General features: G+C 25.4%; 11 protein-coding genes. All 11 read left to right on the top strand.

Going from position 1 to position 12890, the window contains the following annotated elements; translation table 11 throughout:
* Positions 1-106: 106 nt before the first annotated feature.
* Positions 107-388, top strand: a complete 282-nt coding sequence (locus H9660_RS00340; RefSeq protein WP_191747372.1) for an ArsR/SmtB family transcription factor — start codon at positions 107-109, stop codon at positions 386-388.
* A 15-nt stretch (positions 389-403) separates the two neighbouring features.
* Complete coding sequence (locus tag H9660_RS00335) at positions 404-1741, top strand: MATE family efflux transporter (protein WP_191747370.1); 1338 nt, start codon at positions 404-406, stop codon at positions 1739-1741.
* Complete coding sequence (gene gshAB / locus H9660_RS00330) at positions 1716-4025, top strand: bifunctional glutamate--cysteine ligase GshA/glutathione synthetase GshB (protein WP_191747369.1); 2310 nt, start codon at positions 1716-1718, stop codon at positions 4023-4025. The genes H9660_RS00335 and gshAB overlap by 26 nt, the downstream gene beginning before the upstream one ends.
* 121 nt (positions 4026-4146) lie before the next feature.
* Entirely contained in the window at positions 4147-5184 is a 1038-nt protein-coding gene (locus H9660_RS00325) for a M42 family metallopeptidase (RefSeq protein ID WP_191747367.1), read from the top strand.
* A gap of 146 nt (positions 5185-5330) precedes the next feature.
* Positions 5331-5831: a DedA family protein gene (locus tag H9660_RS00320; RefSeq protein WP_191747365.1), complete on the top strand. Its 501-nt coding sequence runs from the start codon at positions 5331-5333 to the stop codon at positions 5829-5831.
* 76 nt (positions 5832-5907) lie between these two features.
* The gene (locus H9660_RS00315) at positions 5908-6510 is read left to right on the top strand and encodes an HAD family hydrolase (RefSeq protein ID WP_191747363.1); all 603 of its coding nucleotides are present in this window, start codon (positions 5908-5910) and stop codon (positions 6508-6510) included.
* Positions 6511-6608: 98 nt separating this feature from the next.
* On the top strand, positions 6609-8054 hold the full coding sequence (locus H9660_RS00310; protein ID WP_191747361.1) for a DEAD/DEAH box helicase: 1446 nt from the start codon (positions 6609-6611) through the stop codon (positions 8052-8054).
* 191 nt (positions 8055-8245) lie between these two features.
* Complete coding sequence (locus tag H9660_RS00305) at positions 8246-10312, top strand: sensor domain-containing protein (RefSeq protein WP_191747359.1); 2067 nt, start codon at positions 8246-8248, stop codon at positions 10310-10312.
* A gap of 1 nt (position 10313) precedes the next feature.
* A complete protein-coding gene (locus tag H9660_RS00300) occupies positions 10314-10583 on the top strand; it encodes an ATP cone domain-containing protein (RefSeq protein WP_191747357.1) in 270 nt (89 codons plus the stop codon).
* 151 nt (positions 10584-10734) lie between these two features.
* Complete coding sequence (gene yidA, locus H9660_RS00295) at positions 10735-11544, top strand: sugar-phosphatase (RefSeq protein WP_191747355.1); 810 nt, start codon at positions 10735-10737, stop codon at positions 11542-11544.
* Positions 11545-11990: 446 nt separating this feature from the next.
* Entirely contained in the window at positions 11991-12833 is an 843-nt protein-coding gene (gene licT, locus H9660_RS00290; protein WP_191747353.1) for a BglG family transcription antiterminator LicT, read from the top strand.
* Positions 12834-12890: the final 57 nt, after the last annotated feature.

The raw sequence follows: 12890 nt of genomic DNA, 5'->3' as shown, positions 1-12890 counted from the left end.
AAATGCTCGCATTTTTATACTATTGACTAAATATAGATAATCATCTATATTTAATATGATACATAGATATTCGTCTATGTATTAATAAAGAATAGGAGATATTATTATGAGTAAAAATTATGAAGATAATATTAAAATACTCAAGGCTTTAGGAGAAATAAATAGGCTTAAAATAGTTGATATGCTTTCTTCTGGTGAAAAGTGTGCATGTATATTGTTAGAAAGTTTTCATTTTACTCAACCAACATTATCCCATCATATGAAGGTTTTAATGGATTCAGGAATTGTTAAATGTAGAAAGGAAGGGACTTGGATACATTATAGTTTAGATAAAGAATTATGTAATGATGTAATTAAGTTTTTAAATGGGGTTTTAAATGATGAATAATATTAGGAGATTAGAATGAAGAGAGTAGATTTAACAAAGGGAAATGTGTTAAAGGTTTTAGTTACATTAGCCTTACCAATAATGGGAAGTTCTTTATTGCAATTTACTTATAACCTAATTGATATGTTATGGGTTGGGGGGCTAGGAAGTGATGCTGTAGCTAGTATAGGCTCATCAAGTTTCTTTGTGGGACTAGGTTACTCAATTAATGCTTTTGTAGCTATAGGAACTGGAATAAAAGTAGCTCACTCAATTGGAAAAAATGATAATAATGCTGTAGATGAATATACTTCTAGTGGTATTATTTTAAATTTAATAATAGGGAGTATATATGCTTTAGTATTAATATTTTTAGGTAAAAGCTTTATAGGATTTTTAAATATAGGAAATAGTGTAGTTGAAAGAAACTCTTATATTTATTTAGCTATAAGTGCACCAATGATGTTTTTTTCTTTTTTTAATACATTTTATATAAGAATTTTTAATAGCTTTGGTAATAATAGATCAGCTTTAAATATAAGTGCTATAGGAGTTATTTTAAATATTATATTAGATCCAATTTTTATATATACTTTAAAGCTTGGGGTTACTGGAGCTGCAATTGCTACATTAATTGCAAATGGAATAATGTTTATTTTATTTATTAATAGATCAAGAAAATTATTTAATTTTAACTTTAAAAGTGGATTAAATTATAATAAACTGAAGGAAATTACAATTTTAGGACTACCAATGTCCTTTCAAAGAATTTTATTTACTTTAGTCAATATATTATTAGCTAGAATAATAGGAAGTTTTGGTTCAGAAGCTATAGCAGCTCAAAAGATAGGACTGCAAATAGAATCAGTAGTTTATATGGTTGTAGGGGGGCTAAATGGAGCTATAGCAGGCTTTGTTGGTCAAAATTTTGGAGCAAAGAAATATGATAGAATAAATAAAGGGTATAATACGGCAGTAGGAATAGGTGTTATTTATGCTTTGTGTATAAGTATTTTATTTATTTTTACTCCAAGTGCATTGGTTAGATTATTTATAAGAGAAGATGCTACAGTAATAATTGCTAGTAATTACTTAAGGATAATAGGATATTCTCAAATTTTTGCAACTATAGAAATGATATCGAATGGTGTTTTTACAGGATTTGGAGTTCCTAAGATACCTGCACTTATAAGTATAATATTTACTATGCTTAGAATTCCTTTAGCTTTAATTTTCATTAAATATTTTGATGTTAATGGAATATGGATTGGAATTTCTATATCAAGTGTTTTAAAAGGAACAGTAGCTTATTTAATATATAAATTTAAAATATGGAAGGTGTATAAAGATGTTAGATGTGATTCAATCACTTAATTATAAAGAAGAATTATTAAAAGGGAACTTTGGGATAGAGCGTGAGACATTAAGAGTGGATGAAAATGGAGGTCTTGCACTAACTAAACATCCAGAGGTTTTTGAGTGTAAAATGACTCATCCATATATAACAACTGATTTTTCAGAAAGCCAAATAGAATTAATTACTCCAACATTAAATACATTAGATGAGGTATATAGTTTTTTAAATTCTCTTTATGATATTACAGTTTTAGAGCTTAAAGACGAATTTTTATGGCCACAATCTATGCCATGTAGTATACCAGAGGATGACTTAATTCCTATAGCAGATTATGGTCACTGTGAAAGCGGAGTAGGAGCTAGTGAGTATAGAAAAAGCTTATTGAAGAAATATGGTGGAAAAAAACAATTAATATCTGGAATTCATTATAATTTTTCATTTAGTGAAGATTTAATTAGAGATTTATATGAAAAGATAGGTAATGGAGAAGATTATAGAGATTTTAGAGATAATATTTATCTAAAGGTAGTTAGAAATTATCTAAGATATAGATGGTTATTAATATATCTTTTAGGTGGAACTACTACAATGCATGAAAGTTTTGGAGAAAAGTGTGTTGTTGATTTAGATAAGATATCTAAAGATGGATTTAGTAATGAGGGAGCTGTATCTTATAGAAATAGTGAATGTGGTTATAAGAACAAAATAGATTTATATCCTAATTACAATTCTGTTAAGGAATACGTAGAAAGTGTGTATAGATTTATTGATGATAAATTAATAGAAAGTCATAAAGAGCTTTATACACAAGTTAGATTAAAGGCTAGAGATAATACAAGATTTTTAGAATCATTAATAGAAGAAGGAATTAATTATCTTGAAATTAGAAGTATAGATATTAATCCTTTTAGTAAAGCTGGAATATCCTTAGAAGATCTAAGTTTTATTAATTTATTTACTATTTATCTATTATTAAAAGATGAAACTACATATGAAAAATGGCAAGAAGAAGCTCAAAATAATCAAAATATAATTTCTATATATGGTCAAATGGATGTAGTTTTATATAAGGATGGAAAAACTATATCAAAAAGTGATTGGGCATTAAACATACTAAATGAAATGATGGATATAAATAATAAGTTAGCATTAGGAAAAGCTAATATAATTGAAAATATGATAGAAAAAATTAAAAATCCTAAATTAACTTACGCTTATAGAATTTCTGAAATGGTAAAAGAAGAAGGTTTTATAGAAAGTCATTTAAGATTGGCTAAGGAATATAAAGAAGATGCTTATAAAAAAAGATTTAAACTAGAAGGATTTGAAGATTTAGAGCTTTCAACTCAAATATTAATGAAGGAAGCTATAAAAAGAGGAATAAAAGTAGATGTAATTGATAGATCAGAGAATTTTATTTCTTTAAAAAATGATAATTGCGTAGAATATGTAAAGCAAGCAACTAAGACATCAAAGGATAATTATGTATCTGTTTTAATGATGGAAAATAAGGTTGTAACTAAGAAAATACTAGAAAATAGTAATGTTAGAGTTCCAAGTGGAGATGAATTTTTCAATTTAGATGAAGCTTTAAACAAAGCACATAGATATATAAATAAATCTATAGTTGTTAAACCAAAATCAACTAACTTTGGACTTGGTATTTCTATATTTAAAGAAGGTGCAACTGAAGAAGATATAAAAGAAGCATTTAAATTAGCTTTTGCTCATGATAATACTGTTTTAGTTGAAGAATTTATAAAGGGAAAAGAATATAGATTTTTAGTAATTGGTGATACTGTTCCAGGAATTTTACACAGAGTACCTGCAAATGTAATTGGTGATGGAAAAGCTAGTATTAAAGAATTAGTAGAAGAAAAAAATAAAAGTTCTTTAAGAGGAAAAGGATATAAGACACCATTAGAAAAAATTAATTTAGATGAAAATGCAAAATTATTTTTAAAGCAATCAGGTAAAGATTTTGATTATATTCCTAAAAAAGATGAAATAGTGTATTTAAGAGAAAATTCAAATATTAGTACTGGTGGAGATAGTATAGATTATACAGATTTAATACCACAAAGATTTAAAGATATAGCAGTAGAATCAGCCAAAGCAGTTGGTGCAAATATATGTGGTGTTGATATGATGATTGAAGATTTTAATGATGAAAATTCAAATTACGGAATAATAGAACTTAATTTTAATCCAGCAATTCATATTCATTCTTATCCATACAAGGGAAAAGAAAGAGAAATTGCAAAGGAAGTATTAAATATTTTAGGATTTATAAAAAAATAATTTAAACAAAAAGGGAGTTTTTGTGTAATATAAAAAACTCCCTTTTTGTAATTAAATGTAGTAAAATATAGTAAAAGTATATTTGCTATTTTAAGCAATTAATGGAAGGAGAAATATTTGTATGAAATATAGTATTAATAAAGATTATGTATTAAGTACAGCAAAGAAAATATTAGAATTTGATAGTCCAACAGGTTTTTGTTTTGATATTATGAAAATAATTGAAGATATTGCAAAGGGATTTGGATATAAATTTGAAACTACTAGAAAGGGATGTGGAATCATCACTATTCCAGGAGAAAGTAATGAAAAGGTAGTAGGACTTTCAGCCCATGTAGATACTTTAGGTGCTATGGTTAGATCAATAACAAGTAGTGGTACATTAAAGTTTACATTATTAGGTGGACCAATTCCTGCAACTATGGATAGTGAATATTGTAAGATTAGAACTAGAGATGGAAGAATATATACTGGAACATTTTTAAGCACAAGTCCAGCAGTTCATGTTTATCCAGATAGCAAGGACAAAAAGCGTGATCCTGAAAATATGGAAGTTAGAATAGATGAAAAAGTTTTATCTAAAAGAGATGTAGAAGCTTTAGGAATATGTCCAGGCGATTTTATATTTATAGATCCTAAAACTACTATTACTGAAAGTGGATTTATAAAATCTAGATTTATAGATGATAAGGGTAGCGTATCAGCTTTAATGGGATTATTAGAAGTATTTAATAGAGAAAAGATAACTCCAAAATATACTACTAAAATATTTATTTCAACTTATGAAGAGGTTGGTCATGGTTCATCCTATATTCCTCAAGATATAACTGAAATGATAGCTGTAGATATGGGATGTATTGGTGATGATTTAAGTTGTACTGAATATGATGTATCTATTTGCGCTAAGGATTCAGGGGGACCTTATGATTATAATATGGTAACTACATTAGTTAATTTAGCAAAAGATAATAATATTAGATATGCAGTAGATATATATCCAATGTATGGCTCAGATGTAGGAGCTGCTTTAAGAGGTGGAAATGATATAAGGGGAGCACTTATAGGACCTGGAGTCCATGCTTCTCATGGTATGGAGAGAACTCATTACGAAGCTATTGAAAATACAATAAAACTACTTATTGAATATTTGATGTACTAATATTTATAAAATTTTAAGAAAGTTTAAGAAAATCTATATTTTTTTTATCTATAGGAGAGTATAAAATTATATTGTTAATATTTAAAATATATGTTTTGTAATAAATTATAAAATAAATTTAGTAAATTACTTGGAGCGTAGATAAAATGAATAATATACAAATAGTAGTTGATTATTTAGCAAGATATGGGTTGATATTTGTATTTATAATTATTTTTTTAGAATATTTAAATTGTCCAGGATTAGGTGCAGCTATAATAATGCCAGCTATAGGAATTTCGTCTGCAAAGGCAGGAATTAACTTTTTTATGGCTTTACTAATTTCAATAATAGCAGGAGCCTTAGCTAGCTATGTATTATATGGAATATCATATTGGTTTGGTGAAAGAATTTTAACAAAGATATATAATAAATTTCCAAGTACTCGGAAGTCTATTGATAAAGTATGTTTTTACATAGAAAACTATGGCGATAAGGGAGTTTTAATCATAAGACTATTACCAGCAGTTAGAACACTAATTCCCTTTGTTGCAGGAATGTTTAAAATGAATATAATTAAATTTTCTATTTATTCAACCTTAGGTATAGCTATTTGGAATGCTGTATTTATATATGCAGGATATGCTTTTGGATATTTATTTATTTAATAATGTTTATATTAGTTTTAGTAACAGTAGATAAATTTTCTATCTACTGTTATTTCATAATTTTGGGAGGGTATTTATGTATAAGAATATAATATTTGATTTAGGAAATGTATTACTGAGTTTTAATCCTATGGAGTATTTAAAAAGTAAAATATCAGAAGAAAAAATTCAAGAGGTTTACAAGGCTATATTTCAAAGTGAAGAATGGATTATGTTAGATAGAGGGACAATAACTGAAAAAGAAGCAATAAATAATATAATAGAGAAGAATAGTATTTATAGAGATGATATTAGCTTAGCTTTTGAAGATTGGTATGCAATATTAAAGCCTATAGAGGAAACTATTAAAGTGTTAGAGGATTTAAAAAGTAAAGGATATAATATATACTATTTATCGAATTTTCATGAGTTAGCTTTTAAAGAAGTAAGCACAAAGAATAGTTTTTTTGAATTATTTGATGGTGGAGTTGTATCTTATGAAGAAAAAATAATAAAACCAGAAGAAGAGATTTATAGATTAATTTTAAAAAGATACAATTTAATTCCTAGTGAAACAATATTTATAGATGATACCAAAGTAAATGTAGAAGGTGCAGAAAAGTTAGGAATAACTACAATTTTTCTTGAAAATCCAAGGAAATTAAGAGAAGAATTAAGAAAATTAAGTTTAGATATATAAGTGATATAAATTTATCTATATGCAATATACTTGTATATAAAATCATACTAGGGTAAAATAATAAAATGTTATTTAATATATAAGAGTGAGGTAAATTAATGAATATAGATAGATTTGAAGAAATGAATTTAAAGCCAGAGATATTAAAGGCTTTAAAAAACTTAGGTTTTGAGGAGCCATCAGAGGTTCAAAAAGAAGTTATTCCAGAAATGCTAGGAAAGAATGATATAGTTGTAAAATCACAAACTGGAAGCGGTAAAACAGCAAGTTTTGGAATCCCTTTATGTAATCTTATTAATGAAGAAGAAAATGTAGTAAAGGCTCTAATATTAGTTCCAACTAGAGAACTTGCAATGCAGGTTAAAGATGATATTTCAAATATAGGAAGACTAAAGAAGATTAGATGTGCAGCTATTTTTGGAAAGCAACCATTTAATGAGCAAATAAGAGAACTAAAGCAAAGAGTTCATATAGTATGTGGAACTCCAGGAAGAGTAATAGACCATATAAAAAGAGGAAACTTAGATACAAGTAAAATTGAATATGTAATAATAGATGAAGCTGATAAAATGCTTAATATGGGCTTTATAGATCAAATAGCTGAGATTTTAGATACTTTACCTAAAAATAGAGGAACTTCATTATTTTCAGCTACAATACCAAGTGAAATAGAAGGCTTATATTCAAAGTATATGGAAGAACCAAAGGTTTTAAATATAAAATCAAAGGTTTTTAATAGAGATAAGATAACTGAAAAGTATATTGTAGCTAATAGAGAAGACAAGTTTAAGGTATTATTAAAGCTTCTTTATACATATACAGAGGATGCAGCAATTATTTTCTGTAATACGAAGGATTCAGTTAAATCCTTAAGCTCTCTTCTAAAAAAAGAAAAGATTAAGGTAAATGAATTACATGGAGATATGGATCAAAAAGATAGACTAAAGATAATGGAGAGTTTCAAAAATAAAGAATTTAAAGTTTTAGTAGCTACAGATATAGCTGCTAGAGGAATTCATATAAATAATATTACAAATGTATTTAATTATGAAGTTCCAATGGAAAAAGAAAGCTATGTTCATAGAATTGGAAGAAGTGGTAGAGGAGAAAAGAATGGATTGGCAATTACTTTAACTTCAATAAAGGAAAAAAGATTTTTAGAGGATATAGAAGAATATATTGGATATAAGATTGAAGAAATAGAAATGCCAAGCTATGAAGAAGTAATAGAAGGTAGAAAGAAATTTTTAGAAGATCAAAAAAATAATTATGGTGATAAAAATAAAAATACGAAAATTATACATAATGAAGTAACTAAAATATACATAGGTGCAGGGAAAAAGAAAAAAATTAGAAATGTAGATATTTTAGGTGCTTTAAGTAATTTAGAAGGATTAACAGGTAAAGATATAGGTATAATTGATGTTCAAGATGGATTTTCTTTTGTAGATATACTAAATAAAAAAGGAAATGAGTTATTAAAGAAATATAAAGAAATTAAGGTTAAAGGTAAAATAGTTAAAATAAGCAAGGCAAAAAAATAATGAATAAGAGAGAGTTTGTTAACACTCTCTCTTTTTAATTTTATATTATAGTAGTAGGAAGACTTTATTTTAATCCCCAAATTTTAAATGGAAAGAAAATTAAAAACACTTGAGGAGAATTGAAGATGTTTGTATAATGAAATGAAGGGAAAATTTGCGAAAAATTTTAAAAAAAGGAGTCTGATAAAAGGATGAAGTTATCAAAGAGGGTTGGCTTGCTTTTGTTTTATGCAACAATAACTGTATCCATTATAATTAGCTCTATATATATCTTTATTTATAATAAATTAAGTGAAAGTTCAGTTGAAATTATTATTAATTATAAAATAATTTTTATTATAATATTATTTTTAACAGTAATAAGCAATGCTTTAATTTACAACTTCATAAATAAAAAGATAATAAAGAGATTAAAAGATACAGAAGATATTATTGAAAAAGCGATAGATAAAGGATTAAGTGAAGAGATAAAAAATAATAATCCTAAAGAACAGGATGAAATATCTAATTTAACTGATGAAATTACCAATATTACGGACAAGCTAATAAATACTGAAAATTATTTGGAAAAGGAAACAAATAATTATTCAAATCTTTTAAATATAATGTCCAATTCATTTATTCATTTAAAAGCTATAGTAGATGAAGAAGGAAATTATATTGATGGTATAGTAATAGATATTAACTATGCAGCAAGTGCTTTTTTTTGCCAAGAAAGAGAGAAAATTATCAATAAAAAATTTTCAGAATTATATGAAGAATATAATATAGATAAAGAAAATATTGTAAGCGTATTAAAAAGAATAAATAGGACTAAGTCAGAATGTATTACAAAGGAATTAAATATAATAGGAGATAAATGGGGAGTTATTTCTATATATTCACTTAATGAGGGATATTTTTCTATTATAATTAATGATATAACAGATATAAAAAAGCATTCAGAGGAATTAACTTATTTAGCCAATTATGATACTTTAACCAATTTATTAAATAGATATAATTTGTTTGAATATTTAATTAAACTTATAAAAAATGAAGAAGAATTTAGTATTTATTTTATAGATATAGATGATTTTAAAAATATAAATGATACCTTAGGTCATAATACAGGTGATGAAGTTTTAAGGATAGTAGCAGATAAGCTTCTTTCGTTAAAATATACTTTTAATATGGATTCAATTAATAAAATTACAGTAGGAAGATTAGGTGGAGATGAATTTTTAGTAGTTAAAAAGGGGAAAGATAGTATAAGAGAAATAAAGAATTTGGCAAATGAAATACAAAGAATTCTTTATGAAGAGTTTGAAATTGAAAATAACACTTTCAACTTAAAAGCTAGTATAGGAATAAGTTCATATCCAGCAGATGGAGACAATGTCTTTACATTAATTAAATATGCGGATATTTCTATGTATAGATCAAAAGAAGAAGGTGGAAATAAAAATAAAGTTTTTTCTGAAGAAATGTTGGAAGAAATTAATATGCAAAGTAGTTTAAGTTCTGCAATAGAAAATAAAGAATTTGAAGTATATTTCCAGCCAATATATGATGTAACTAAAGAGAAAATAGTTGGAGCAGAGGCATTAACTAGATGGAATAAGGAAGAGGGAATTATTTCTCCAGCAAAATATATTCCATTAGCTAAAAAAACAGGAGATATAATAAAGCTTGATGAATTTGTTTTAGAAGAAGCTTGTAAATGCTGTAATGAAATGTATAAACTTGGGGAAGATGAATTTAAAGTATCCATAAATATTTCTTATGCTGCAATTAAACAAAATAATTTTATTGAAAAACTAGTTAAAATAATAACTAAAGAAAAAATTAATCCAAAATCAATAAAACTGGAAATAACTGAAGATGAAATTATTGATAATATTGATTTTACAGTAGGGATACTAAATAAGATAAGAAATTTAGGCTTCCAAATAGCTTTAGATGATTTTGGAGTTGGATATTCTTCTTTTAATTATATTAAGATTTTACCTTTAGATACTTTAAAAATAGATAGAAGTTTATTAAAGAGCTTAGAGAATGATAGAAAAACTCTATCAATTATAGAAACTTTAATTAATCTATCTCATACACTAGGTCTTAATGTAGTATGTGAAGGGGTAGAAATATCAAGCCAATTAGAATTATTAAGAAAAATTAATTGTGATAGTATACAAGGGTTTTATATAAGCAAACCAATAGATTTTAATAGCTTTAAATATTTTATAATAGATTTTAATAATATAGAAAGGAGTGAGTAAAATGAAAATAATAAAAAAAGATGGAAGAATAGAAATATTTGATAGAAATAAGATAAAAACTAGTATTGAAAATGCTGCAAGTGATAGCGAATCAATGTTAAATGAATCAGATTTAAATATCATAATTTCTGATATAACAAAAATGTTAGAAAAAACTAGAAAAGATTCTTTGATAACTTCAAGTTATGAAGTAATAGGAGTTATTTTTAATATATTAAAAGCAAATGGTTTTAGCAAATTGTTAAAGTCATACATTGAATTTGATAAATAATATTAACTTTCATTTATTCTTAGGAAATTATAAAAATTTAATTAGAGAAATAGGATTTTTATAATTTCCATACTTTAGTTTTGAAGTGTTATAAGTTATGCTATAATTGAAATAAGATAAATATGAATTTAAGTATAAATGGAGGAATGAAATGTATAAGTTAGTAGCAATTGATATGGATGGGACTTTGCTTAGGGAAGATAAAACAATATCAGAAAGAACTAAGAAAGCTATTCAATCAGCTAGAGAAAAAGATGTAACAGTAGTTTTAGCAACTGGAAGACCTATAGAAGGTGTATCTAGATATTTAGAAGAATTAAATATGTATACTGATAAAGATTATGTACTTAGTTATAATGGAGCTTTAGTTCAAAAAACTTTAAATAAAGACGTTATTGGTAAAATAGCATTAACTGGAGAGGACTTACATTATCTAAAAAAATTAAGTGATGAATTAAAAGTTAATATTCATGCTTTTTCAGAAACTAAAGGATTAATAACTCCTAAAAATAGCAAGTATACTGAAGTTGAAGCTAGTATTAATAATATAGATATTCATGAAATTAATTTTGATACAATTTCAAAGGATGAAGTAATTGTAAAAATAATGATGATTGATGAGCCAGAAATTTTAGGACCAGCTATAGAAAAACTTCCAAAAGAAGTTTTTGAAAAATACACAGTTGTAAGAAGTACTCCTTATTTCTTAGAGTTTTTAAATAAAGAAGTTAACAAAGGTGTAGGTGTTGAAATGTTAGCTAAGCATCTAGGTATAAAGCAAGAAGAAGTTATTACATTTGGAGATGCAGGAAATGATCTTCATATGATTGAATATGCAGGGCTTGGTGTAGCAATGGCTAATGCTTTTGATGAAGTTAAAGAAGCAGCAAATTATATAACTGATTCAAATGAAAATGATGGAGTTGCAAAGGCAATAGAAAAGTTTATATTAGATAAATAATTATAATAAAAATGGAGCTTTTATAGCTCTTTTTTATTATAATTATTTTAGATGCATAAATTTTATTAGATAGAATTAAGTTGATAATGATAAAAATATTAAGATTATATGAGAGACTTAATAAAAAATTAGAAAGATAATATATAAAAAATTCTTTAATTTATATTTAAGTAAATATTTACATTGACAAATAAAGAGTTTTTAAATATAATTTAGTCATAATATGATATGGATCGTTACTGATAAATGTTTAATCAGGCGTGACCTAAATTAAGAGATATGTATTAGTGTTGATATTGGCATATCCTTATTTAGGTCGCTTTTTTATATAATAAATAAGGTTATAAAAAACTTTTTATTATTTAAAAATCATATTTTTATGGATTTATAAATAATTTAAATAATTATTTAAGATTAAGGTTGATTTTTATCATTATGGAGGTATTATGCGTATTAAAAAGGTATTTAATAATAATGTTGTACTTGTTGTAAATGATCTTAAAGAAGAACAAATTGTTATGGGTAAGGGGATTGGGTTTAATAAGTATCCTAAGGATTTAATAGATACTAGCAAAATAGAAAAAAGATTTATTTTTAATAATAAAGAATCTTTAAATGAACTGTATACATTATTAGATAGGATACCATTAAAGCATATAGAGCTTGCGAGTGAAATAATAGAAATGGGAAAAGAAAGTATAGGATATAAGTTAAATGATAATATTTTAATAACATTATCAGATCATATTAGTTATATGCTTAAGAGAATTGATGAAGGATTATTTTTTAGAAATCCTCTACAGTATGAAATAAAGCAAATATATCCAGATGAGTATAAGTTTTCGAAGAAAGCAGTTGAGTATTTAAGAGAAAAGACTAATAAGGATATTCCAGATTCTGAAGCTGCCTTTATAGCATTACATTTTGCTAATGCTCATTTAGAAACAGCTAATATGGAAGAAACTTTATTAGTAACTAAAATAATAGATAATATATTAGATATAATAAAATATAACTATGGAATAGATATGAATGAGTACTCTTTTGATAATACTAGATTTATAGCTCATTTACGTTGTTTTATAGATAGGCAGTTAAAAAATCAAGCTGTAGATGTAGATACCTCTTTATTAGAATTAGTAAAGATTAAATATAAAGATGATTTTAAATGTGCAGAAAAAATAAAGAACTTTTTAGAGAAAACCTACAATTGGGATGTTAGTGAAAATGAATTACTTTATTTAACCTTACATTTAAATAGATTATCAACAATAAGTAATAAAAAATAAATATTTGTAGGATCGTTACTGGTTAGCAGGCGTGACCTAAGTTTAAGAGATTAACAT

It is taken from the genome of Clostridium gallinarum, from assembly GCF_014836325.1.
Lineage (GTDB): Bacteria > Bacillota > Clostridia > Clostridiales > Clostridiaceae > Clostridium > Clostridium gallinarum.
This window is presented reverse-complemented; position numbering and strand designations above follow the sequence as displayed.

What these genes read in the sequence shown, in the direction of transcription:
- licT (WP_191747353.1), top strand. Translation starts at nt 11,991, where the DNA reads ATGCGTATTAAAAAGGTATTTAATAATAATGTTGTACTTGTTGTAAAT.
- H9660_RS00325 (WP_191747367.1), top strand. Translation starts at nt 4,147, where the DNA reads ATGAAATATAGTATTAATAAAGATTATGTATTAAGTACAGCAAAGAAA.
- yidA (WP_191747355.1), top strand. Translation starts at nt 10,735, where the DNA reads ATGTATAAGTTAGTAGCAATTGATATGGATGGGACTTTGCTTAGGGAA.
- H9660_RS00305 (WP_191747359.1), top strand. Translation starts at nt 8,246, where the DNA reads ATGAAGTTATCAAAGAGGGTTGGCTTGCTTTTGTTTTATGCAACAATA.
- H9660_RS00340 (WP_191747372.1), top strand. Translation starts at nt 107, where the DNA reads ATGAGTAAAAATTATGAAGATAATATTAAAATACTCAAGGCTTTAGGA.
- H9660_RS00315 (WP_191747363.1), top strand. Translation starts at nt 5,908, where the DNA reads ATGTATAAGAATATAATATTTGATTTAGGAAATGTATTACTGAGTTTT.
- H9660_RS00320 (WP_191747365.1), top strand. Translation starts at nt 5,331, where the DNA reads ATGAATAATATACAAATAGTAGTTGATTATTTAGCAAGATATGGGTTG.
- H9660_RS00300 (WP_191747357.1), top strand. Translation starts at nt 10,314, where the DNA reads ATGAAAATAATAAAAAAAGATGGAAGAATAGAAATATTTGATAGAAAT.
- gshAB (WP_191747369.1), top strand. Translation starts at nt 1,716, where the DNA reads ATGTTAGATGTGATTCAATCACTTAATTATAAAGAAGAATTATTAAAA.
- H9660_RS00335 (WP_191747370.1), top strand. Translation starts at nt 404, where the DNA reads ATGAAGAGAGTAGATTTAACAAAGGGAAATGTGTTAAAGGTTTTAGTT.
- H9660_RS00310 (WP_191747361.1), top strand. Translation starts at nt 6,609, where the DNA reads ATGAATATAGATAGATTTGAAGAAATGAATTTAAAGCCAGAGATATTA.